Below are 25,003 nucleotides of genomic sequence, written 5' to 3'. Positions count from 1 at the left end.
TCCTTCATCAAATTTATTAAATTATTATATAAGTTTTTCTTTTTAGTTAAAAATGAGACCTTTGCCAAATGACTCTTTCAGGTGGCATTGCAGCCTTTAAGGGCGAAACAGTCTCTTAAGCAAAACATTTTGCAAAGGTCTCAAAAAAATCTAAAGGGGGGAGGTCTTATGAAGCTAGATCCTACCAAAATGAAAGATTGGGAAATAGCCGCTGAAGCCGAAAAACACATGAAAACCGTTTATCAACTGGCTGAAGAGTTAGGTCTTGAACAGGAAGAATTGTTGCCTTACGGCCATTACGTAGCCAAAATTGATTACAAAAAAGTTCTTGAGCGTTTGAAAGATCGGCCAAATGGTAAGTACATTGACGTTACTGCTATAACTCCAACTCCACTGGGAGAAGGAAAGTCCACCACTTCTATTGGTTTAGTTGAGGGGTTAGGAAAGAGAAAGCAAAACGTTATCGGGGCTTTGAGGCAACCTTCTGGTGGCCCTACCATGAATATTAAAGGCTCAGCTGCTGGTGGTGGGTTAGCTCAAATAATCCCTTTAGACAAGTTTTCCCTTGGGCTTACAGGTGATATTAACGCCATTATGAATGCCCACAATCTGGCCATGGTAGCCCTTACCGCCCGTATGCAACACGAATTTAACTATGACGACGAAACTCTGGCCAAAAGAGGTTTAAAGCGTCTAGATATTGATCCCAAAAGGGTGGAGATGGGCTGGGTAATTGACTTCTGTGCCCAGGCCTTACGCCACATAGTTATCGGCCTTGGTGGTAAAAAAGACGGCTATCCTATGGAAAGCAAGTTTTGGATTGCTGTGGCCTCTGAAGTTATGGCCATTCTTGCGGTAGCCAGAGATTTGAAAGACTTTCGCGAAAGAATTGGTAAAATTGTTATTGCTTTTGATCGCTCTGGAAAACCCATCACCACCGAAGACCTTGAAGTAGCCGGGGCTATGTGTGCCTGGATGGTTGACGCCATAAATCCTAATATGATTCAAACTATAGAAGGCCAGCCGGTTTTGATTCACGCCGGCCCCTTTGCCAATATAGCCATTGGCCAATCTTCCATTATTGCCGATTACGTTGGCCTTAAGTTAGCTGATTATGTAGTTACTGAGTCTGGCTTTGCCGCCGATATCGGCTATGAAAAGTTCTGGAACATAAAGTGCCGTCTTTCTGGCCTAACTCCTGACTGTGTAGTGGTAGTGGCTACTATCAGGGCGCTTAAGTGCCATGGTGGAGCTCCTATCCCCCTTCCAGGGCGTCCCATCCCTAAAGAATATTTTGAAGAGAACTTGGAATGGGTAGAAAAAGGCTGTGAAAACCTGCTTCACTGTGTAAACATCGTGAAAAAGAGTGGTGTTACTCCAGTGGTCTGTATAAACGCTTTTTATACTGATTCCAAGGCCGAGATTGAACTGGTGAAAAAGATTTGTGAAGAGCACGGTATCAGGGCTGCGGTTTCTGAACACTGGCTTAAAGGAGGCGAGGGAGCCCTTGAGCTGGCTGACGCCGTCATGGACGCTTGCAACGAGCCCACTAACTTCCGCTTCCTCTATGAACTAGATGAACCCGTAAAAGATCGTATAGAAAAAATTGCCAAAGAAGTTTATGGGGCTGACGGGGTAATTTATCTCCCTGACGCCGAAGCCAAGATCAAACTCATTGAGGCCGATGAGGAATTGCGCCGCATGCCCATCTGTATGGTCAAGACCCACCTTTCTCTTTCTGATAATCCGGCCTTAAAAGGTGTCCCTAAAGGCTGGCAACTAAGAGTACGTGATGTTCTCATTTACCGGGGCTCTGGCTTCATTGTTCCTGTGGCTGGAGATATTAGCCTTATGCCAGGTACGGGTTCTGACCCGGCTTACCGCCGTATAGACGTCGATGTAGAAACAGGTAAAGTCAAAGGTCTATTTTAATAATTCTTGTGAGGAGAAATACCCCACTACGGGGTGTTTCTCCTCATCATGTTTTTAGGGAAACGAAAATCAAACATTTTTACCCCAAAAATTTTCAGAAAAATATTAGTTTTTGTTCAAAATATTTGGCATATCTTTTGCTTTTAAACCAAAACAAATTGTAGGGGAGGTATGTGTGAATGGGAGCCAAAATTATAAGCGGGAAAGAAATATCTCAAGAAATTCGCAACGAGCTTAAAAAAGAGGTTCAGGAACTCAAAGAAAAACACGGAGTTACACCAGGGTTGGTTACTATCTTAGTAGGAGAGAATCCAGCTTCGGTGTCTTATGTTACCGCCAAGCAGCGCACTGCCCACGACCTCGGGTTTCATTCAGTACAAGAGAATTTACCCGAAGATGTATCTGAGGAAAATCTCCTCAACCTTATAAAAAAATATAATGAAGACCCATCAATTCACGGCATTTTAGTGCAGCTTCCTTTGCCCAAACACATTTCCGAGCAAAAAGTGATTTATGCCATAGATCCACGCAAAGATGTTGATGGTTTTCATCCGGTAAACGTCGGCAAAATGGTCATTGGTGAGCCCTGCTTTATTCCCTGTACCCCGGCGGGAATCCTTGAGATGCTTGCTAGAGCTGATGTAGAAGTTTCAGGGGCCGAAGTGGTAGTTGTTGGGAGAAGCAATATTGTAGGCAAACCTGTGGCAATCCTTCTGATGCAAAAGAGAAAACCGGTAGGTAACGCTACGGTCACGGTGTGTCATACTGGTACTAGGGATATGCTTTTTCATACTAAACGTGCTGACATACTGATAGTAGCCGCTGGCCGGCCTAAGGTCATTACCGGGGATATGGTAAAAGAAGGAGTGGTGGTTATTGATGTTGGTGTAAACCGTATTGGCACCACGCCAGAAGGCAAAGCCATTCTTTGTGGTGATGTTGATTTTGATTCCGTAAAAGAAAAGGCTGCCGCTATTACCCCGGTGCCAGGGGGCGTTGGGCCTATGACTATTACCATGCTCATGAAAAACACCGTAGAATCAGCCAAGATGTGGGCAGGGCTTCCAAACGAAGTTGGTTAGAATTGATATGATTTTAAAATTATGATAAAATCAGTAAAATTGAAGAAAATAATCGGGGGGACTAGCTAGATGGAGCCTCGGCTAAAGGCCAGACAAGACTGTGGAAAATGTCTTATCAATCAGGATGTTTATGAGCGCATCAAAGGAAAAGTCCTAACTGCTCCAGAGCGAGTAAATAAGAGGGGCATGAAGCCCTGTTTATTTGGTAAAGGTGGTACCTGTTGCAACGTATGTCACATGGGGCCTTGCCAGATAATAGAAGGCGTAGAAGAAATGCGAGGTGTTTGTGGTGCTACCGCTTCCACCGTAGCGGCCAGGAATTTCTGTCGTATGGTAGCCGCAGGCACCGCTACTCACTCTGACCACGGTAGAGGCATAGCAGAAGCCTTTTACTCTGTAGTTCACAATGAGGCTGAAGATTTTGAAATAAAAGAAAAAGCCAAACTTCGTATGGTGGCCCATTACTTAGGGCTTGATCGCAAAAAGCCTATCAAGGAACTGGCTAAAGAGGTAGCCGTTAAAGCCCTTGAAGAATTTGGCAAACAGCATGGAAGATTAGCCTTTCTCAGTAGAGCACCAGAAAAACGTCAGGAAAAGTGGCGTGAACTGGGAGTTGAATCAAGAGGTGTCGACAGAGAAGTAGTAGAACTAATTCATCGTACCACAGTGGGAGTTGACCAGGATTATCGTAGCCTTTTAAAGGCCTCTATCCGTTGTGCCCTGGCTGATGGCTGGGGAGGCTCAATGCTTGCTACTGAACTACAGGATATCCTTTTTGGTATCCCTCAGCCTATTAAGTCAGTGGTAAATCTTGGTGTTTTGAAAGAAGACATGGTTAACATTACTGTTCACGGTCACGAACCTGAAGTAGCTGAAGCTTTGGCTATTGCCGCTCAACTTCCAGAAATGATTAAAGAAGCCCAAAAAGTCGGCGCTAAGGGCATAAATTTAGCCGGTATTTGTTGTACTGGAAATGAAGTTTTAATGAGACGCGGAATACCTATAGCTGGAAGTTTTGTCCAGCAGGAAATTGCCCTAGCTACCGGGGCGGTTGAGGCCATGGTAGTTGACGTGCAATGTATTATGCAAAATGTTACCACTGTAGCGGAGGCTTATCACACGGCCATTATAACTACCAGCGATAAGGCCAAAATAGAAGGTGCTATTCATATAGCTTTTGACCACCACAAGCCTATTGAATCAGCCAAAAATATTTTGAGAGAAGCTATAGCACGTTTTCCTAAGCGCGATAAAAAAGACGTCTATATCCCCAAGAAAAAAATGGACGTAGTGGCGGGTTTTAGCCACGAAACCATTCTTTACATGCTAGGAGGGCGTTTTAGAGCATCCTATAAGCCTCTTAATGAAAACATCATAAACGGAAGAATCTTAGGTGTAGCGGCCATTATAGGGTGTGATAATTTTCGCGTCAAAGAAAAATTACACATAGAAATAGCCAAAGAACTTATAGCCAATAATGTGCTGGTAGTGGTTACCGGTTGTGCTGCTTCAGCCATTGGGCGCGATGGTTTACTTTCTCCTGATGCGCTCGATCTCGCTGGTGAAAGTTATAGAGAGGTACTTGAAGCTATTGGCTGTCCACCAGTGCTTCATATGGGGTCTTGTGTAGACAACTCTCGTATTCTTATTGCTTTGACGGAAATGGTTCACACGGGCGGCCTAGGTGACGATATAGACGAACTTCCGGTAGTAGGTTCTGCTCCAGAATGGATGAGTGAAAAGGCTATAGCTATAGGTAACTATTTTGTAGGCAGCGGGACAACTGTAGTTTTTGGACCAACTTTTCCTACAGAAAACAGTAAAATAGCCACTAATTATCTGCGAGAAGATTTTAACCAAATGTTTGGCGCTTCCTGGCGTATTGCGAGAAACGCCAGTGAATTTGTTTCTATAATGATTGACCATATTCGCAAAAAACGAGAAAACTTAGGTATTGATAAACCTAAGCCAAGAGTACTTTACGACATGGCCATGAGGCGGGCTTTAGGAGCACCGACTATTTCTCCGTTTCATGGTCTCGGCTGTTTTGGGCCTACCCATTTAAGGGTAGAACCAGAAGAGCAAACTCAATAAAGTTGGGGTTTTCAGTATGGGGAAAGCCAAAAGTGGCAAGGTTATGGTTATTGGTGGAGGCATTACCGGTGTTCAGGCTGCACTAGATTTAGCAGGCCTTGGGTTTTATGTCTATTTAGTAGAAAAGAAGGCCTCCATTGGTGGGGTTATGGCTCAGCTTGATAAAACCTTCCCCACCAATGACTGCAGCATCTGAATACTGGCGCCGAAGCTGGTGGAGGCCGGGCGGTCTCCGAATATAGAAATCATAACGCTTGCTGAACTTAAAGAACTTTCTGGAGAGGCTGGCCATTTTAAGGCCAAGCTTCTGATTGAGCCGCGGTATGTGGATCCGCAAAAGTGTACAGCTTGCGGACTTTGTACTACTTATTGCCCGAAGGAGGCTATAGATGAATACAATGAAGGCCTTGTTTTTACCAAGGCCATCAGGATTGATTATCCTCAGGCTGTACCAACTACTTATTACATTGATCCTAAGACCTGTATAAGGCTTAACCATGAACATTGTCAGCTTTGTGCTAACGTTTGCGGGCCTAATGCTATTGACTTTGATCAGAAACCAGAAGAACGCGAACTTGAGGTAGGAGCAGTGGTTTTAGCGCTGGGTTTTGGCCAGATTCCTCGCGAAGTACTTGAAAAATATGGTTATGGGAAATACCCGGACGTTATGACCAGTATGGAGATAGAAAGAATGACCTGTGCTTCAGGGCCTACTGAAGGTGAAATTATAAGGCCCTCAGACTTTACCCATCCCCATAAGATTGCGTTCTTGCAATGTATTGGCTCACGTGATGTTACTTGCGGGAATGGTTATTGTTCTTCGGTTTGTTGTATGTACGCCATGAAAGAGGCCTCAATAGTTAAGGAACATTTGCCAGAAGCAGAAATAGACCTCTTTTTTATGGATATCAGGACACAGGGAAAAGGTTTTGACGATGCCTTTAACCGGGCTGTTGAAAAATACGGTTTCGGTATAATTTACGCCCGTGTTCCCAGGATAGATCAGGTAGGAAGGAAGCTAGCCCTCACTTACGTTACTGACGATGGGAAAAGTCACCGCGAACTTTACGACATGGTAGTTTTATCGGTTGGACTCGATGCTCCTAAAGATGCCCGCAAATTGGCTTCTATCTTGGGAATAGAGCTTAACCACTACGATTTTGCCAAAACTAAAACTTCGGCATCTATTGAAACTAATGTTCCTGGAATATTGGTAGCTGGTGCTTTTCAGGGGCCAAAAGATATTCCAGAGAGCGTGGTTCAGGCTCACGGGGTAGCCGCCAGATGTTCCGAAATACTGGCCGAGGCCAGGGGAAAAGACAGTATAACCAAAGAATTTCCTCCAGAAGATAAAGAACTTCAAAGTGAAGAGCCAAGGGTGGGGGTCTTTGTATGCCACTGCGGAGTAAACATTGGAGGCGTAGTAGATGTTAAAGAAGTAGCCCGTTATGCCTCAACTCTTCCTGGAGTGGTGTACACTGAAGATGTCCTTTATTCCTGTGCTCAAGATGCCCTTAATGATTTAATTAAGAAAATAAAAGAATATCGTTTGAACCGCATAGTGATTGCTGCCTGCACCCCTAAAACCCATGAACCTCTTTTTCAAGAGACTTTGAAAGAAGCGGGGCTCAATCCCGCTCTTATTGAAATGGCCAATATTCGTGACCAGTGTTCCTGGGTGCATTACTTTGATCCTGAAAAAGCTACCCTAAAAGCTAAAGACCAGGTAAGAATGGCCGTAGCCAAGGCTTTGCGGCTTAAGCCCCTTGAAACTCAAAAAGTTAAAGTAACGCCTTCGGCTTTAGTAATAGGTGGTGGCCCTGCAGGGCTTCAGGCTGCGCTCTCGGTGGCGGAACAGGGCTATGAAGTTTATCTGGTAGAGCGCGAAAAAGAATTAGGGGGCAATCTTCGTCGTTTAACAGGTCTCATTTCTGGTGAAGATCCACAAGAAATACTGGCCAATCTTGTAAAACAGGTGGAGAGTCACGAGCGCATAAAAGTTTATAAAGAGACTACTGTAGAAAACATCTCTGGTTACGTTGGTAACTTCACTTCCACGTTAAAGAATAAAAAGGGTTCAGATATTGTAAATCATGGAGTGGTAATTTTAGCCACTGGTGGTAAGGAGCATAGGCCTTCTCTATGGGGTCTTGGGCAAGAAGAAAACGTTATTACCCAGCTTGACCTTGAGGCTGAACTGGCCGGGCGGGCAGAAAAAATTATTAAGGCCCAAAGTATTGTCATGATTCAGTGTGTGGGCTCTCGCGGTGAGGATCTCAATTATTGTAGTAAAGTTTGCTGCCAGCAGGCAGTAAAGAATGCCCTTCGCCTGAAGAAGCGTTTTCCCGAAAAAGATATTTACATTTTATACGGTAACATGAGGACTTATGGCTTTTATGAAGATGCTTATCGCGAAGCACGCGAGGCTGGAGTGATATTCTTGCGTTTTTCTCCTGATAAAAGACCCGAGCTGGCCAAAAAAGGAGACAGACTTTACGTCAAACATTATGATTCTCTTTTAGGTGAGGATTTGCTTATTCCTGCTGACGTTTTAGTCCTTTCTGTAGGTATTGCTCCTGGAGAAAACGAAGATCTTTCAAAGATAATTAAGGCCCCTCTTACTAAAGACGGTTTTTTCCTTGAGGCGCACGTAAAGTTGATGCCGGTTGAGCTTGCCGTTGACGGTATTTATGTGTGTGGACTGGCTCATGGGCCTAAACCCCTTGAAGAAACGCTTGCTCAGGCTCGGGCAGCAGCGGCTAAAGCGGTGGAACCCATGGCTAGCGGTTATGTGGAAGTACCACCCATTGTAGCTAGGGTTATAACTGAGAAATGTATTGGTTGTAGTATTTGTGTAGAGCTTTGTCCGTATGGGTCTATTGAAATGATAAAAGAAGGCAAACGCAAAAAGGCCAGGGTTATTACGGCATCTTGTAAAGGTTGTGGAGTGTGTGCCTCGCATTGTCCAGTGTTTGCCATTGAGATGGGAGGTTTTTCAGACGAGGCCATTCTTGCTCAGATAGAGGCTTTTGGCAAATTTGTAGAAGAATCTCATGAGGAGGCCTCTGAAGAGGCTGCTTAAAAAATAGTTTAGGAGAGAGTTGGGTTATGAGTTTTGAACCCAGGATAATATCTTTTTTATGCCACTGGTGATGTTACGGGGCAGCAGACGCGGCAGGTGTCGCAAGATATAAATATCCCCCTAACAACCGGGTAATAAGGGTTATGTGTACAGGGCGGATTGATCCGCTCTTTATCCTAGAGGCTTTTCGTGCCGGGGCTGATGGTGTGCTCGTCGGCGGTTGCCACCTGGGAGAATGTCATTATCAGACTGGCAATTACGAGGCCATGGTGCAGGTTGAGGCCGTTAGAAGGCTTTTGGACTTGGTAGGTCTTAAAATTGAGCGACTTGACCTTGAGTGGGCTTCAGCGGCAGAGGCCCTTCTCTTTGTGCAGCTTCTTACCAAGTTTAACGAACAGATAAAAGAGCTTGGACCTCTTGGCGAGCCCGAAGGGCTTGATAAAGAGACCCTTAATTTCAGACTTAATGCCGCCTGTAAAGTGGCTAAAAATGCGCGTTTTCGTACAGCGCTTGGCAATGTGGCGAGACAGATTAAAAAGCTTGGCGACTATAGCCCTGAAAACATTAGCCAGAAAATAGAAGAAAAAGTCGTGCCTGTTATGAAGAAAATTCTTTTTGAAGAAGAAGTCAAAGATCTTCTTTCAAAAGGGCCTATTTCTGTTGATACTTTACTTAAAAAAACAGGCGCAACCTCTGATGATATCGTTAATATCCTTGAGACGTTGCAGAAGAAGGGTAAGATTGAAAGAAAGGGAGATACTCTGGAGCCCAGGAGATAGAATAGCATGATTGAACTGGAAAAGAGGGACCCAGGATTTGTCTTTGAATTAAAAGAAAAATATCAAGCACCGGCTACACTGGCCCAATGTTTTCGTTGTGGAGCCTGTTCGGGGATATGCCCAGTAGAAAAGGTCCAAGATGACTTTGATCCACGGGTCATCGTTCACGGAGTACTTCTGGGGTTAAAGGATAGGTTTTTAAAGACTGAGACTATTTGGAAGTGTTCTGGTTGTGGTTCATGTGTGCCTGTTTGCCCTATGGAAGTTAAGCCCATGGAAGTTATCAAGGCCCTCAAAGCGGTGGTGGAAGAGAGAGATCCAGAGTGTGCTTTAGAAATGCGCTTTAAGGTGGGGCGTTTGGCTCGTGTTATAGCTGATAAATGTATTGCTTGTCTCACCTGTGTAAGGGATTGCCCCTTTAAAGCTCCGTATATTACCGAAGAAGGTTATGCCGTAATTCAACCTGACAAGTGTAGAGCCTGTGGCATATGTGTGGTGGAATGCCCAGCTAGAGCCATTGTACTTAACTCGCCACCAGAGATGACTGTTCTAAAAAGCGAGGGGGTAGATGCTTAAGAGTAAGCTTACGGTTCTTTGCTGTCACTATACAAACGAGGCTACTTCTCAAGATTTATCGGACATACCAGCAGAAATTGAAATTAAACGTTATCCCTGTTCAGGGAGAATCGAAGTCGTAGATATCCTTAAAGCTTTTGAAGATGGAGCAGAAGCCGTGCTGGTAGCAGGCTGTGAAAAGGGAGTCTGTCACAATCGAACAGGTAGCGCTAGAGCAGAAAAAAAAGTAGAACTTGCCAGAGAAATCCTTTCAGAGATTGATATGAACCCCGAAAGAGTGCGTATGGCCTTTGTGCCAAGGCTTGATACCGGGGCCTTTGTGGCAGCCGTTAAAGACACCTTTGAAAAACTACTTGAGATTAAAGAGGAAGCCTAATGATAGTAGCAGAAAGAAAACCCATAAAACAGATTCTTGAAATGATAGAACCCTACGCCAAAGTGGCGATAGTTGGGTGTCGTGGTTGTGTGGCTATTTGTTCGGCTGGAGGAGACAGAGAGGTAGAAATTTTAGCTTCGGCTTTAAGGCTTGCCCGGAAAAATAACGGAAAACCACTAGAAACAGTAGAAAAGACCTTCACCCGCCAGTGTGACCCTGAGTACTTGACTCCTCTTGCAGAATTAAAAGAAGAAGTTGAGGCAGTGATTTCTTTGGCCTGCGGGGTAGGGGTTAACCTGGCTTCAGAGCTTTATCCTGACTTAAAGATATATCCAGGAGTAAACACTACCTTTTATGGAGCTAACCCAGCTCTGGGTAAGTGGGAGGAGATGTGTCGGGGTTGTGGTGATTGTATTCTTGATCTTACCGGTGGAATATGCCCTATTGCCCGCTGTGCCAAAAATCTCTTAAACGGTCCCTGCGGTGGCTCCCAAAACGGGAAGTGTGAAATATCTCCTGATACTCCATGTGTTTGGCAGTTAATTTATGACCGCTTAAAGGCAAGAGGCGAGCTTGAAAAACTTGCTCAGATATGGGCTCCCAAAAATTGGATCCCAGCCGGATACGGAGGCCCGAGAAAAAGAGAGCGTTCTGATCTCGAACTTAACAAAAACTGAATTTAGGAGGCACTAAGTGAGCGAAGAGAAAAAATATTTCAGTCATCTAGAAAGGGTTCTCAAAGAAGGCCACTTTGCCGTTACCTGTGAAATAGGCCCTCCTAAAAGTGCAGATCCAGAAGTGGTACGGGAAAAGGCCCGCATTATCAGGGGTTATGTTGATGCCGCCAACATTACCGATTGTCAAACGGCTATTGTTCGTATGTCTTCTATCGCCTCTGGAGTGCTGGTGCGCGAAGAAGGGGTTGAGCCGGTTATTCAAATGACCTGTCGTGACCGCAATCGCATAGCCATTCAGGCTGACCTCCTCGGAGCCGCTGCTCTTGGTATGAGAAATCTCTTATGTCTTACCGGAGACCACCCAAAGTTTGGTAATCATCCTGAGGCCAAAGGGGTCTTTGACCTTGATTCTATTCAGCTGCTAGACATGGTCCGCCGCATGCGCGATGAAAAGAAATTTCAATGCGGCGAAGAGATAAGAGGTAAAGCCCCGGAGTTTTTTCTGGGAGCAGCAGAAAATCCGTTTGCCGATCCATTTGAATTTCGCGTTCACCGGATGGCCAAAAAAGCGGCAGCCGGGGCTCAGTTTATTCAAACTCAGATCATATATAACCTTGAGCGTTTCCGTAAGTTTATGGAGATGGCGAGAGACCTCGGCCTTACTGAAAAGCTTTTTATTCTCGCCGGGGTTACGCCGCCTAAATCCTTTGGCATGGCAAAATATATGAAGTATTTCGTGCCCGGGCTTGATGTGCCAGATGAAATTCTTTCCCGCTTAAAAGACGCGAAAGACAAAAAAGAAGAAGGCATAAAGATAGTCGTAGAAATTATAGAGCAAGTGCGTGAAATCCCAGGGGTAGCTGGCGTTCACATTATGGCTATTGAGTGGGAAGAAGCTGTTCCTGAAATAGTAAAAAGAGCAGGTCTTGAGGCTAGACCTTTTGCCGAAGAAGTCAAACCATTGGTCAAAGAGGAAAGAGTCCCTGAGGTTGCCCTACCTGAAGAAAAACCAGAGGAGAAAGCACCAGAAGAGATCGTGCCACCTAAGGTTGATGTGCCGGTTGAGGCTTTAAAATCCGTATTTTCTTCTTTGCGTTCAAGCATGGATGCCCTACGGGAAGGTATAAATATGCTTCATGAAGGTCTAGCTAGTCTAGAAAAAACTTTACTTGGTGGTGAAGTACCGCCTATTGAGGAAAGACCTTCTATTGAAGAGGTGTCGCCAAAGCCTGAAGTTCCTTCTATAACCAGAGAGGAAGAAGAAAAGGCCAAACAGATAGCTGACCTTCTTTCTGCGGCCAAAGCAGCTCAGGAAGCTGTTGATTATGATAAGGCTTTGTCTCTTTACGAACAAGTACTTAAGCTTGAGCCGGAAAACGAACCGGCCAAAAACGCTATAGAAGTCATCAAAAAAGAACAAAAAATAGCTGAGTTACTAAACAAAGCTAAAGAAAAACTTGAGGCCAAAGAGCTGGACGAGGCTGAAAAGCTTTTCAAGGAAGTGTTAGACGTAATACCAGAACAAGAGGAGGCCAAGGCAGGCCTTGTCAAAATAGAAGAACTACGCGCCAAAGAGAAACCACCGGTAGAAGAGAAACCGCCAGCTGAAGAGGCACCTCCAGTTGAAGAAAAGCCAATGGAAAAACCTGAAGAAAAACCGACTGTTACCGCTGAGGCGCCTGAAGTTTCCGAGATTCTTGTCTTTTCAGATCTTTCTAGTGAATATCGTGATGTATCAGAAAGGGCAGCGGGTATTCCCGAAGATGTTTATAAAGAACCAGGTACTGCTTGGATTAAAGAAGTCACTATTGGTGAAGGCGATAAAAAGATAGCCTTTGGCGGTACAAATGTCTTGCCATTTCATCTCTTTGAAGGAGAGATGAAGAACCCGCCGCGGGTGGCCATGGAGGTACTTGATGTCAAGCCTGAGGACTGGCCCGAATCTATAGCCAAGTATTTTGAAGACGTTTTCGCTGATCCAGGAGACTGGGCCAAAAAGTGTGTAGAGGTTTATGGGGCTGAGGCTATAAACGTGTACCTGGTGGGGACTGATCCTAATTTCATGAATCTTGAACCAGCCCACGCGGCCAAAGTGGTGGAAAAAGTAGCTAATGCGGTAGATGTGCCTTTAGTTATCTGGGGTTCTGGCTCACCGGAAAAAGACGTAGAGGTCATAAGAGAAGTGGCCAACGTACTTGGGGCCAAAAATGTAATGGTTGGCCCGGTAGTAGATACTAACCACCAGGCGCTTGGAGCTACAGCTATGGGTTATGGTTATGCCCTTATCGCTTCAAGCCCGATAGACGTAAACCTGGCCAAACAACTGAACATCTTGCTTGAAAATATAGGAGTTCCTCTTGATCGTATTGGTATGGATCCTTCAGTGGGAGCAGTTGGTTACGGACTCGAATATACCTATTCAGTGATGGAGCGTATAAGGCTTGCCGCCCTATATGCCGGAGATGATAAGCTTCAGGTGCCCTTTGTCATAAATGTAGGGAGAGAAGTCTGGAAAACAAAAGAAGCCGGGCTTCCATCTGATGAAATGCTTGGAGAACAGGAGATTAGGGGCATAGCCCTTGAGGCTATTACGGCGATATCTCTTCTTATGGCTGGAGGAGACTTTCTAATTATGAGGCACCCTAAAGCTATAGAAGTGACCCAAAAGATTATCAAAGGCTTGATGGCTGTATAATTCCTTAGGGAGGGAGAGCTGTGTCAAGAAGTGTGGCGTATGTGGCCATAAAAGGAGCACACAAGATCGTTGATAGAGCTTGGGCTAAGTATGAAGAAGCAGTTGATAAGTTTGGAAAAGAACAACCTGTAGGGTTTCCTAACACTGCTTATTACCTGCCTATTATTTATGCCATGCTCGGGTACCCTGTAAAAAAACTTGGAGACTGTAAAGAAGTACTGGAAGAAGCGGAAAAGCTTCTACCTCCAGTTCCTTCAGAAAATATCTGGCTTCCTTATTTGGGTTCGGCCCTTGACGCTGGTATGGCCACTTTTTTTGCCGAAGAAGTCATAGAAGCTATCAAGTATCTTGAAAACCCGAATATTTACACCAAGACCGAAGAACCTACTGAAGATAATTTGTGGCTTGGGGCTGCTGACGACGTTATCTTTCGTAAACGTGGAGTGGAATTTGTTGACGGAACAGCGCCAGGTTTTGCTGCTTGCCTTGGAGCCCCTTATGACAAGGAAGTAGCCAGAAAGATAGCTGAAGAACTCCAGCAAAAAAACCTTTATGTATTTATGCACTCTGACAGTGGCGGTGTGCGCATGGCCGAGCAGCTAAAAGAGCTTGGTGTTCAGCTCGGCTGGCCAACGCGCCTTATTCCTTTTGGGCCCGACTACACTTCTGTAGTGTTTGCCATAGGCTTTGCCTGCAGGGTGGCCATGTCATTTGGTGGTATTAAACCGGGTGACTATATCGGAAACCTTCTTTACAACAAAGAAAGGACATTTTCCTTTGTTATAGCCTTTGGCCCGGTGACTGACGAATGGGCGGCTAATGCCGCTGGTGCCATTAACTGGGGGTTTCCCACTATTGCTGACTGGAATCTCACGGAAATAAGGCCGTGGGGCATATGTACATACGAGCACATAGTAGCCAGGGTCCCTTATGAAGAGCTGGTTGACCGGGCCCTTGAAGTCAGAGGGCTTAAGGTCACGGCGGTTAAGCTCGATATACCGGTCGCTTACGCCCCAGCTTTTGAGGGAGAGAGGGTACGGAAAGGAGACCTTTATCTTGAATGTGGAGGTGGGCGTACCCCTGCGGTCGAGCTACTGATGGCTAAGGAACTTGACGAGGTGGAAGACGGAAAAATTGAAGTAATAGGCCCTGAAATAAATGAGGTGGAAAAGCTTGGTCTGGAAGGTCCGCCATATCGCTTACCTTTTGCTGTGCTGGTAGAAGTGGCCGGAGCCAATATGCAGGAAGACTTTGAGGCCATTTTAGAGCGCCAGTTTCACCACCTTATTAACTATGCCCAGGGCATTATGCACGTAGGGCAGCGTAATATCATGTGGCTTCGTATTAGCAAAGCCGCTGTTGAGAAAGGCTTTTTATTTCGTCACATAGGTGAAATTCTTTATGCCAAGCTCCGCCAGGAGTACGGTGCTATTGTGGATAAGTGCCAGGTAAAAATCTACACCGAAGAGGAAAAGGTAAAAGAGATACTTGAGCTGGCCAAGCAGGTTTATGCCCGTCGTGACGAAAAGATTGCCGGTATGACTGACGAAAGTGTTGATGTTTACTACTCCTGTACGCTTTGTCAGAGTTTTGCGCCAAGCCATGTGTGCGTGATTACGCCTGAACGAATCGGCATGTGTGGTGCCTACAACTGGCTTGATGGTAAGGCCTGTTACGAAATCAATCCTACCGGACCTAATCAGCCTATCCCTAAAGGCGAGCTTATTGACGAAACTCTTGGCCAATATAGTGGAATAAACGAATTCGTTAAACAGGCTTCCCGCGGAAAAGTAGAAAGGGTAAGTCTTTATAGCATAATGGTGGATCCAATGACCGCCTGTGGTTGCTTTGAGTGTATCGCCGCTGTACTGCCTACCTGTAACGGTATCATGATAGTCAACCGTGATTATATGGGTCTTACGCCCACGGGAATGAAGTTTACCACCATGGCGGGTATGGTGGGTGGTGGCCAAGTGACACCAGGGTTTATGGGGGTTTCCAAACACTATATTACTTCGCGTAAGTTCCTTACTGCTGAAGGTGGGCTTAAACGGGTGGTCTGGATGCCCAAAAATTTAAAAGAAGAATTGATGGACAAACTCAAGGCACGAGCAGAAGAAATAGGCGTGCCTGATTTGATTGAAAAGATCGCTGACGAAACAGTGGCCAATACTGAAGAAGAGGTGGCGGCCTGGATTGAAAAGGTAGGTCATCCGGTTAAGGATATGCCGCCGCTTATGTAGCTACCAAAAATTGAGAGAAAAGGGGTTAAGAGATGGGTCTTACTGGAATTCAGATTTTGGGCATGCTTCCTAAGAAAAACTGTAAGGAGTGCGGGTTTCCTACGTGTTTGGCCTTCGCCATGAAAGTAGCGGCTGGCCAGGCTGATATTGCTGCTTGCCCTTATGTTTCAGAAGAAGCCAAAGAAAAAATTTCCGAGGCCTCAGCTCCACCTATAAGGACTATAAAACTTGGAAGTGGGGATCACACTTTAGCTGTTGGTGGTGAGACGGTTTTATTTCGCCACGAAAAGCGCTTTGAACACCCAACGGCCATTGGTCTCTTACTGCGCACAGATATGGCTGAAGACGAAATAAGTGAAAGGCTTGCCAAGTTTAAAAAACTTCGCTGGGAAAGAGTAGGGGTAAAACTTGAGCCTGAAGTTATCGCTATTGAAGATGTGGGCGGTGATGCTCAAAAGATGGCTGACCTGGTAAAAAAAGTGCGGGAAGAAGTGCCAGAAGCGGTTCTCGTCCTCATGAGTGAGAAAAAAGATGTCCTGGCCGCTGGGGCCCAAGAGTGTGGTGAACATAAAGCCCTTCTTTATGGGGTCACTTTAGAAAATCTTAAAGATATGGCCGAGCTTGCCAAAGAAACTGGCTTTCCTTTGGGGGTTAAGGCTGATTCTCTAGGAGAGGCGGCTCGCATCTCGGAAGAGTTAATAAAAGCAGGTATCAAAGATATTGTTCTTGATACCGGCCCGAGAGGGCTTCGTGAGCTCTATGAAGACCAGGTTATTATGCGCCGAGCCGCTATAAAAAAACGCTTTAAGCCTTTTGGGTTTCCTAGCATTACCTTTCCCTTTCGATTTACAGAGAATCTTGTAACCGAGTATATGATCGCTTCGGTGCTGGTGGCCAAGTATGCGGGCATGATAGTGCTTTCTGATTTTAGGGCCGATCTGCTCTATCCCCTTATGGTTGAACGCATGAACATCTTTACCGACCCCCAGCGGCCGCTGGTGGTGGAAGAGGGCATTTATCCGCTAAACGGCCCAGACGAAAACTCACCAGTCTGTATCACCTGTAACTTCGCCCTTACTTATTTTATCGTCTCGGGCGAGATAGAAGGTAGCCGAGTACCTACCTGGCTACTTATAAAAGACACGGAAGGTTTGTCTGTACTTACGGCCTGGGCCGCAGGGAAATTCGGGGCGGATACCATTGCCGAGTTCGTAAAAAAGTGCGGTATTGCTGATAAGGTAAAGCACCGCAAACTTATTATTCCCGGGTATCTGGCGGGTATTAAAGGTGAGCTTGAAGAAGAATTACCAGACTGGGAAATCGTAATTGGCCCGAGAGAAGCAAGCGGTCTTCCGCCATTTCTGAAAGAATGGAAAGCGGCTTAGGTTTATGGCTGATACTGATAAATGGGCACAAAAATTAAAAGACTTGCTCAATGAGTTTTGTAAGAAAAACAATCTTAAAGAAGTGGAAATTTTTTTATTTGGTTCAAGGGCCTGGGGCAGACCGATGAGGGCGTCAGACTTCGATCTGGTAGTAAAAGGGCAAAGTCAGCTTGCTTCCTTGCTTAGGGAGTTTCTTGAAGAAAGTACCTTCCCATACGAGGTAGATGTGGTCTTGTGGGAAGAACTATCAGATGAACTGCGCCAGAAGATACTAACCGAGGGAGAAAAGTGGATTTAAAGATCCGGCTTAACACAGCTTACAAGGCCCTTGAGACTTTATCTGAACTGTTAGATAAAAAAGTTGAGTTAACTAGCGAATTTTATGTAATTTTTAGAGACGCTTCTATTCAAAGATTTGAATATACTTTTGAGGTAGTCTGGAAGGTGCTCAAGCAATTTCTCTGGGAAATTGAGAAGTTAGAATGTTATTCACCGAAAAGTTGTTTTCGGACTGCCGGACAAGTAGGGCTTCTTTCGCCGGAAGAGACAGAACTGGCCTTTAAAAATGGTAGATGCCAGGAATGCCACCTCGCACACTTACAGGGAGGAAGTGGCCAGGCTGATTTACCGTGATTTGCCCAAATATGCAGAACTTATGCGAAATATTTTAAGGCGCATTGAAGATAAACTTGATGAGGAGGCTTAAATATGAGTCAGACGGTAGTTTGTATTGCAGAGTCTATCAACATCATGGGGAAACGTACCGGCCAGGCCATGCGAGATAGAAACCCCGGCCCTATCCAGGAGATGGCCAAGGAAGAAACCGAACTAGGCGCCGATTACCTTGACTTAAACATCGGCCCGGCCAAAAAAGACGGCCCGGACCTCGCCGCCTGGATTGTCAAAGTGGTAGAAGAAGTGGTTGACACTCCCATTTCCCTTGACACCACCAACCCTGAGGCCATGATCGCCGGCATTAAGGCCTCAAAGAATCCCTCGCGCGTGCTCATGAACTCTATCTCGGCCCAGCCTGAGCGTATGGAAAAGCTAATTCCCTTTGCTGCGGAAGTAGGTTGCGATGTCGTAGCCCTTCTCTGGGGGCCAGAGGGTATGCCACGAGACGCCAACGAGCGGGCGGCCATGGCCGTTGACCTTATCATGGCCTTAAACGAGGCCGGTATCCCCAACGAAAAAATCTGGGTTGACCCCATCGGCACCCCCATTACCCTTGGGGCCGACCAGATTCTTGAAGGTCTTAATTTCCTTGCCATGCTTCCAGATATTGCGCCTGGGTGTAAGAGCACCATAGGGCTTTCAAACGTATCAAACGGAGTACCGCATCACCTGCGCTGTTATCTTGACCGGGTGTATTTGATGATGCTCATGAAGTACAACATTTACTCGGCGATTTTGAACATTTACGACAAAGAGCTGGTGGAGATAGCCAAAGGCAAGCATCCAGATTGGGTAAAGTTGGTGCATGATATGATGGACGGAGACGAGCCGGATCCGAGCAAGCTTTCGCCCAAGGAGCTTGAGATATACAAGACGGCGAGGGTGCTTCTTGGGAAGACCATCTTTTCTGAATCCTGGCTTGAACTTTAATTGCTTAAGTTAACTTTGAAATAGTAATTATTGAAAGAAAACTGAAAGCTATTCCGGTTATAGGGGGTATTATTGTCGTAATTAGCCGAATATGAACCAAATTTTTGGTTTGTAGGCAGGTAAAATCTTTGATTTTTTTTAACTTAACGTTTATTATTTTTTAATATTTCATTATTTCTCCAAAAATTTAGTTGGAGGTAAGCATGAAAAGAATTTTGCTTATTTTAATATTTCTTGTTTGTAAAAAGATTGGTCTAATAGATGGCGATTTTCTTTTTCTGGCGTTTGGAGCTACTTTCTCTTATCCCCTTTATTCGCGCTGGTTTGATACTTATGGAAAAGAAACGAACACTAGAATCAACTATCGTTATGTTAACTCTGGTAGTAACATTCGCGAAGTTTTAGCTCGAGTTATTGACTTTGGGGTTACAGAAGCTCCTTTAAATGACAGAGAACGTTTCAAAGCCCCTGATCTAGTTTTGCATATCCCCATAGCTCTGGGAGCTGTAACTTTAGCTTATAATTTACCTAAAGTTAACAAACTTAAACTTACACCTGAAGTATTAGTTGATATTTATTTGGGTAAAATATCTAAATGGAATGATCCTGCTATTGCCGAATTAAATAAAGAAATAACATTACCTGATATGCCTATAAAAGTAGTTTGTCGTTTTGATTCTTCTGGTACTTCTTATATCTTTTCTGAATATTTGAGCAAGATAAGTGAAGAATGGGAAGAAAATATAGGCAAGGGAAAAACAATTGATTGGCCGGTAGGTGAAGAGGTAAAAGGTAGCGAGAAAGTAGCCCAATTTATAAAAGAAAACGAAGGGACAATAGGATATTTAGGATTAACTTATGCTTTAAAAGAAAACTTACCTGTGGCTCTTATACGCAACCAGGCAGGAGAGTTTGTGGCTCCAAGTATAAAAGCTATTTATGCGGCTACTAAAGACGCTTTTATACCCGATGACGCCAGAGCTACTATTATCAACTCCCAGATGGAAGACGCTTATCCTTTATCTACAATAGTGTGGTTTATTACCTATCAAGAACAAAGATATCATAACCGTTCTTATGAACGAGCCAAAGAGCTGGTCAAACTTCTCTGGTGGTGCATAACAGATGGGCAAAAGTTTAATGAAGAGTTAGGTTATGGTGCTATTACTAAAGAACTTAGAGCTAAAGCAGAATCTTTTGTAAGAAATATGACTTATGATGGCCATCGTATTCTTGGTGAAAAGGGGATTAAAAGTTTAGGTATAAAAAAAGACTTTTTAATTTTACGGGGGCCTGGAGGTTATTACGAATCAGATGCTTATAAATTGCCTGAAAAAGATAAAGCTTTAGTAGAAGGAGAGATGGTTTCTGTTGATGAAGCCTTGGAAAAAATAGCAGAAAAACTTCTGGCGGCAAAGTATCCGGTATTTTTCCCCGGTCCTACAGTTATCTGGAAGACAGAAGAAAGGGCTAAGAAGGCTACGGCCATCATAAGAAAAATAGTTGAAGAAGTAGGTGCCAATATTATCCCCATGCCTAAGTACTGGAAACCCCCGGTTGAAAACCCTCTGGTAGAAGAAGAGGCTCGCAGGTTCTGGACGGATAATATTTGGTTTAATCGTATAGATGTTTGTGTTTTTGTAGGGGTTCCCTGTCCTTATGCTGATGTAGGTCTCAAAATTTTAAGGGAAGAAACAGATTGTTACACCATTGCCCTTTGTGCGCATGCTGGCCACAAAGACGCCATTATTACCCTTAGAGATGTAACTCCAGAGGTTCTTGAAAAGTTATATCAAGCGGTGAGGGAAATAAAAGCTGCCAAAAAAGCCGCTTGAATCGGCAATATAAAAAGCCCGGAGGTAATAATAGATGAAACTTTGGGTGAATGGCCAGGAGGTGGTGGTCAAACCAGCTGATAATTTACTAACTACCTTGAAAGAGGCGGGTTTTGAAATACCAAGCCTTTGTCATTTGCCTGGAGTTTCTGAACCTCCATTTCCCTGTGGCCTGTGTTTAGTTGAAATAGAAGGTAAGGGTCTAGTTAGATCCTGCGTCACCGAACCTGAAGAAGGGCTCAAAATCCGCACTGATACTGAAGAAATCAAAAAAGCGCGCAAGCAAAAACTTGAATCTCTGGTAGCCAATCACTTTGGAGATTGTAAAGCTCCGTGTCACGGCCCTTGTCCTGGCGGGCTTAATATTCAGGGCTACATTGCCTTTATTGCCAGAGGGGAATACGCCTCGGCTCTAAGTCTTATCAAAGAAAAGCTGCCTTTACCTGCCCTTGTAGGGCGGGTTTGCCCGCGTTTTTGTGAGCCACGTTGTCGCCGTGCGCTGGTAGATGTACCGGTGGCTATAAATAATTTGAAACGATTTGTGGCTGATTGGGGTCTAAAAACAAAAGCTTTTAAACCGGAATTTCTTCCTTCTACTGGTAAGAAAGTAGCTATTGTCGGTTCTGGGCCCGCTGGGCTTTCAGCGGCTTATTTTTTACGTTTAAAAGGGCACGAAGTAACCATTTTTGAAGCTCGGGATGAGCCAGGCGGTATGCCTCGTTGGGCTTATCCGGGTTTTAAAATTTCCAAAGATATTTTACGCGAAGAGATAGATCAGATTTTAGAGCTGGGAATAGATCTTAAAACAGGTAAGCGGTGGGGTTATGACTTCTCTATCAAAGATTTATTAGATGAAGGTTATGATGCAGTTTTTCTGGCTATTGGTTCTTATAAGTGCCGTAGTACTAATTTCCCTGGAGAAGAACATACGGTAACTGGCCTTTCTTTTCTTTACCAATTGAATAGTGGCGACATACCCAAAGTTGGCCAGAAAGCATTGGTTTTAGGCGGAGGCTACACGGCCATAGATGTGGCGCGAAGTCTTTTACGTTTAGGAACAGATGTCACGGTGGTTTACCCGCGCTCACGTATGGAAATGCCGGCCCATCAGAGGCAAATAATTGAGGCGGAAAAAGAAGGAGTAAACTTTTTACTTATGGCCCAGCCGCTAAAGCTTATTAAAAGGGGGCAAATTTACGAGCTTCTTATTGCTAGAACTAAACTCACTTCTCCTGGGAAGGATAAATCTCGTAAAGTTGTTCCTGTTGAAGGTACGGAGAAATGGTATGAATTTGATTTAGTAATAAGGGCTTGGGGCGAGGAGCCAGATGTTTCTTTTAAAAATTATGGCGAAATAGAAGAAAAACTGGCCGTAAACCCGAAAGGAATAATCAAAGTCGGAAAAGATTTTTCTACCAGTGTCCCTGGGGTTTGGGCAGGAGGAGATTTTGTTACTGGTCCCAAAACAGTTATTCAGGCCGTGGCCTCTGGGAGAAAGGCCGCAGAAAGTATCCACCAATATTTGGCCGGCTTAAAGAAAGAAAAAACGTCTCTTACTGTTAGGTATGACTTTAATCGGGGGCGGCGTCTTGAAGAAATGGATCTAGATTTTTACGAAGATTTTCCCATGATTCCCAGAGAAAAACCCGAAGAGCTCCCCTTAGAAGAACGCAAGCACACTTTTAAGGAAGTATACAATTCTTTTACGGAAGAACAGGCCAGAGATGAAGCTAACCGGTGTCTTAAGTGTGGATGTCTTGGCTTTCATAAATGCACGTTTAGGGATCTTCTTATCTCAGAAGGTGTGCCGGCTAAAGGTCGCCAGAGGTCTAAATATAAACTTGAAACAGACCACTTCTTCATAGACGTTGATTCTAATAAATGCGTGGGCTGTTATCGTTGTGTTAGAGTTTGTAACTACGGCGGAATAGAATTAACTATTTATGCCCAGGGGACCCCTGACGAAGAAATACACTTTACCTTTACGGAAGAATGTGTGTCCTGTGGTTCCTGTGTAGATGTTTGTCCCACTGGAGCTCTTTCGCGTAAAGATTCTACGGTTCCTTACACCAAAAAAGAAGCTAAAGAAATTCGCACGGTTTGTCCGTATTGCGGAACAGGTTGTAATCTACTGGCGCAGGTGAAAAATGATAGCATACTGGAAGTGAACGCCGCTAAAGGGCCACCTAATTATGGAGAACTTTGTGTAAAGGGCCGTTTTGGCTACCAGTTTTACCGCCATCCAGAAAGACTCAAAAAACCTCTAATGCGGCTATCTCGGGATGAGCCTTTCAGAGAGGTTTCCTGGGATGAGGCCCTTGATTTTGTTGCTGAAAAGTTAAAGGAAATTAAAGAAAAATACGGCCCTGATTCTATAGGTGTTCTTTGTTCGGCACGGACTACCAATGAAGACACTTACGTAGCTCAAAAATTTGCTAGAGCAGTAATTGGCACACATAACGTTGACAATCCGGCTCGGGTCTGACACGCGCCTTCGGTCGCAGGGCTTGCGGCCACCTTTGGTTCAGGAGCAGCTACTGGGCCTTTCGACGAGCTAGAAAGAACAGACCTTCTTTTGCTCTGGGGTGCTAACACTACCGAGGCCCATCCCGTAATAGGGGGCCGAATCCTTAAGGCCCTGCAACAGGGGCTTAAGCTTGTAGTAATTGATCCTAGAAAAACCGAATTAGCGGAAAAGGCCTATCTATGGTTGCCACTAAGGCCTGGAAGCAATGTTCCTTTAGCTAACGGGCTGGCTTATGTGATTATCAAAGAAGGGCTTTACAATAAAAATTTTATTGAAAAAAGAACGGAAAACTTTGAGGCTTACAAAAATTATATTCTCGCCGAGTGGCCCCTTGAAAAAGTAGAGCGTTTAACAGGTATACGGAGAGAACAAGTTATTCAGCTTGCCAGACTTTACGCAACTACAGAAAAAGCCCTTATTTTCTGGGGGCTAGGTGTAAGTGAGCACCGGAGCGGAAGCCAGGGCACTATGGCCTTAGCCGACTTGGCTATGTTGTGCGGCCATGTGGGCAGGCCGGGAACCGGGGCCATGCCTCTTCGTGGCCAGAACAATGTTCAGGGTGCTTGTGATATGGGGGCCTTGCCTTATGTATTGCCAGCGTATCAAAAAATAAACGATCCCCTTACCCGCAAAAAGTTTCAAGACATTTGGGGTGTTCCTTTACCAGAAAAGCCCGGCCTTACCGAAACCATGATGTATCGGGAGGCTATAAAAGGCCGAATCAAGGCTTTTTACGTGGTGGGTTATGACGTAGCCATGACCCACGGAAATCTCAAGCGGGTTCATGAGGCTTTGTCTGCAGTGGATCTTCTGGTGGTGCAAGACATTTTCTGGCCTAAAACCGCTGACTTTGCCCACGTGGTATTACCAGCGGCCTGTCTTTTTGAAAAAGATGGCACCATTGATAATGGTGAACGCCGCGTTCAGCGGGTTAGAAAGCTTATAGAACCACCCGGGGAATCCTGGCCTGACTGGAAGATTATTGCCGAGGTCTCCAAAAGATTAGGTTATGAGATGGGTTATGAGTCCGCCGAAGATATTTTTAACGAAATGCGCCGAATAATGCCTTCGTTTGCGGGCATTACTTACGAGCGCTTAGAAAGAGAAACCCTTTGTTGGCCTGTACCTACAGAAGATCATCCCGGTACAGAATTGATGTTCCAGGAAAAATTTGCCAGACCATCAGGTAAGGCCTTTTTTGCCTTGCCTAAATACTACGGTTCCTCAGATAAAACCGAAGCCGAATATCCTTTAATCCTAATAACAGGCCGCCGCCTTTATCATTACAATTGTGGTTCCATGACCAGACGAGTGGAAGCTTTATGGGAAGCATTACCTGAAGAACTCGTTGAAATTAACCCTAAAGACGCCCGCAAGCTACGGATTAGAGAACGAGATCCCGTTAAAGTGATTACCCCTCGCGGAGAAGTACTAGCCAGAGCCCATGTTACCACCAGAGTGCGTCCTGGCACTATTTTTATGGATTTTCACTTTGAAGAACCGCTAACCAACATTATAACCAGTGCTGGGATAGATACAGAAGTTCATACACCGGAGTATAAGGTCGCCAGCGCTAGAATTGAAAAGATAGTCTAAAAAGAAGGTACAGAGAGTTATACCTGGACCTTTGAAAAATCTTATTAAAGAGACTGCTTCGCCCTACGGGCTCGCAGTGACTAAATAGTAGAGGACAGATGGCTGATGGTAGATGGCTCTCACTTTCCACTTATATTTACGAGAAGCCCCACAGGGACGACGAAGTGGCCCAGCAGGGCCACTGGGAGCCCAGACCTTTTATCCCGTCATTGTATGGTTTTAATTTAACCCTGTCATTGCGAGGCCTCGCTAGAGGCCGAAGCAATCTCAGGGACTGCTTCGCCTGTCCCGAGCGCCAGCGAAGGGATCTCCCTACGGGCCTCCTCGCAGTGACAGATGTGATGTCATTGTATGGTTTTAAGTAAAGGGCAAAAGCATTAAAGTAAAAAAAGTTGGTAGGGAGGGACAGGCTGTTGAGTCATGGAACGTTTGCTTTTTAGCAAACTGTTCGATCGCAAGATTAGCCGTCCTTCCCTGTGTTTGAACAGTATCCGGGACGTTTCCAATTACGGAAACTGT

At 44.9% G+C, this 25,003-nt stretch carries 17 protein-coding genes and 1 pseudogene; all 18 read left to right on the top strand.

What is annotated here, in order from left to right:
* The first annotated feature begins 168 nt into the window (after window positions 1-168).
* On the top strand, window positions 169-1,932 hold the full coding sequence (locus THEIN_RS11185) for a formate--tetrahydrofolate ligase (protein WP_013908776.1): 1,764 nt from the start codon (window positions 169-171) through the stop codon (window positions 1,930-1,932).
* A 179-nt stretch (window positions 1,933-2,111) separates the two neighbouring features.
* Window positions 2,112-3,014, top strand: coding sequence for a bifunctional methylenetetrahydrofolate dehydrogenase/methenyltetrahydrofolate cyclohydrolase FolD (gene folD / locus THEIN_RS11180; protein WP_013908775.1), 903 nt, complete (start codon window positions 2,112-2,114; stop codon window positions 3,012-3,014).
* 69 nt (window positions 3,015-3,083) lie between these two features.
* Window positions 3,084-5,108, top strand: coding sequence for an anaerobic carbon-monoxide dehydrogenase catalytic subunit (cooS, locus tag THEIN_RS11175; protein WP_013908774.1), 2,025 nt, complete (start codon window positions 3,084-3,086; stop codon window positions 5,106-5,108).
* A 16-nt stretch (window positions 5,109-5,124) separates the two neighbouring features.
* Entirely contained in the window at window positions 5,125-8,190 is a 3,066-nt protein-coding gene (locus tag THEIN_RS11165) for a CoB--CoM heterodisulfide reductase iron-sulfur subunit A family protein (RefSeq protein ID WP_013908773.1), read from the top strand.
* 26 nt (window positions 8,191-8,216) lie between these two features.
* Window positions 8,217-8,969: a hydrogenase iron-sulfur subunit gene (locus THEIN_RS11160; RefSeq protein ID WP_013908772.1), complete on the top strand. Its 753-nt coding sequence runs from the start codon at window positions 8,217-8,219 to the stop codon at window positions 8,967-8,969.
* Window positions 8,970-8,975: 6 nt separating this feature from the next.
* On the top strand, window positions 8,976-9,545 hold the full coding sequence (locus THEIN_RS11155) for a 4Fe-4S dicluster domain-containing protein (RefSeq protein WP_013908771.1): 570 nt from the start codon (window positions 8,976-8,978) through the stop codon (window positions 9,543-9,545).
* Complete coding sequence (locus THEIN_RS11150; protein ID WP_013908770.1) at window positions 9,538-9,921, top strand: hydrogenase iron-sulfur subunit; 384 nt, start codon at window positions 9,538-9,540, stop codon at window positions 9,919-9,921. Before THEIN_RS11155 ends, THEIN_RS11150 begins: the two co-directional genes overlap by 8 nt.
* Window positions 9,921-10,598, top strand: coding sequence for a methylenetetrahydrofolate reductase C-terminal domain-containing protein (locus THEIN_RS11145; RefSeq protein WP_013908769.1), 678 nt, complete (start codon window positions 9,921-9,923; stop codon window positions 10,596-10,598). The genes THEIN_RS11150 and THEIN_RS11145 overlap by 1 nt, the downstream gene beginning before the upstream one ends.
* A gap of 16 nt (window positions 10,599-10,614) precedes the next feature.
* Window positions 10,615-13,293 (top strand): acetyl-CoA decarbonylase/synthase complex subunit delta, encoded by a 2,679-nt coding sequence (locus tag THEIN_RS12405; RefSeq protein WP_013908768.1) that lies wholly within the window; start codon window positions 10,615-10,617, stop codon window positions 13,291-13,293.
* Between the two features lie 20 nt (window positions 13,294-13,313).
* Window positions 13,314-15,536, top strand: a complete 2,223-nt coding sequence (gene acsB / locus THEIN_RS11135; RefSeq protein WP_013908767.1) for an acetyl-CoA decarbonylase/synthase complex subunit alpha/beta — start codon at window positions 13,314-13,316, stop codon at window positions 15,534-15,536.
* A gap of 32 nt (window positions 15,537-15,568) precedes the next feature.
* The gene (gene acsC, locus THEIN_RS11130) at window positions 15,569-16,921 is read left to right on the top strand and encodes an acetyl-CoA decarbonylase/synthase complex subunit gamma (RefSeq protein WP_013908766.1); all 1,353 of its coding nucleotides are present in this window, start codon (window positions 15,569-15,571) and stop codon (window positions 16,919-16,921) included.
* A 4-nt stretch (window positions 16,922-16,925) separates the two neighbouring features.
* Window positions 16,926-17,219, top strand: a complete 294-nt coding sequence (locus THEIN_RS11125; protein ID WP_013908765.1) for a nucleotidyltransferase family protein — start codon at window positions 16,926-16,928, stop codon at window positions 17,217-17,219.
* Entirely contained in the window at window positions 17,210-17,554 is a 345-nt protein-coding gene (locus THEIN_RS11120) for a nucleotidyltransferase substrate binding protein (protein ID WP_013908764.1), read from the top strand. The genes THEIN_RS11125 and THEIN_RS11120 overlap by 10 nt, the downstream gene beginning before the upstream one ends.
* Entirely contained in the window at window positions 17,532-17,627 is a 96-nt protein-coding gene (locus THEIN_RS12500) for a hypothetical protein (RefSeq protein WP_342606928.1), read from the top strand. Before THEIN_RS11120 ends, THEIN_RS12500 begins: the two co-directional genes overlap by 23 nt.
* 2 nt (window positions 17,628-17,629) lie before the next feature.
* A complete protein-coding gene (locus THEIN_RS11115; protein WP_013908042.1) occupies window positions 17,630-18,526 on the top strand; it encodes a dihydropteroate synthase in 897 nt (298 codons plus the stop codon).
* Window positions 18,527-18,729: 203 nt separating this feature from the next.
* Window positions 18,730-20,361, top strand: a complete 1,632-nt coding sequence (gene pstS, locus THEIN_RS11855) for a phosphate ABC transporter substrate-binding protein PstS (RefSeq protein ID WP_013908763.1) — start codon at window positions 18,730-18,732, stop codon at window positions 20,359-20,361.
* A 34-nt stretch (window positions 20,362-20,395) separates the two neighbouring features.
* Window positions 20,396-21,841 (top strand): annotated as a pseudogene (locus tag THEIN_RS12400) (FAD-dependent oxidoreductase); the annotation flags it as partial.
* A gap of 117 nt (window positions 21,842-21,958) precedes the next feature.
* Complete coding sequence (fdhF, locus tag THEIN_RS12395; protein ID WP_342606930.1) at window positions 21,959-24,484, top strand: formate dehydrogenase subunit alpha; 2,526 nt, start codon at window positions 21,959-21,961, stop codon at window positions 24,482-24,484.
* The last annotated feature ends 519 nt before the right edge of the window (window positions 24,485-25,003 follow it).

The organism is Thermodesulfatator indicus DSM 15286 (assembly GCF_000217795.1).
GTDB lineage: Bacteria > Desulfobacterota > Thermodesulfobacteria > Thermodesulfobacteriales > Thermodesulfatatoraceae > Thermodesulfatator > Thermodesulfatator indicus.
Note: the sequence above shows the minus strand (reverse complement) of the source record. Positions and strands in the feature narration are given on the sequence as shown.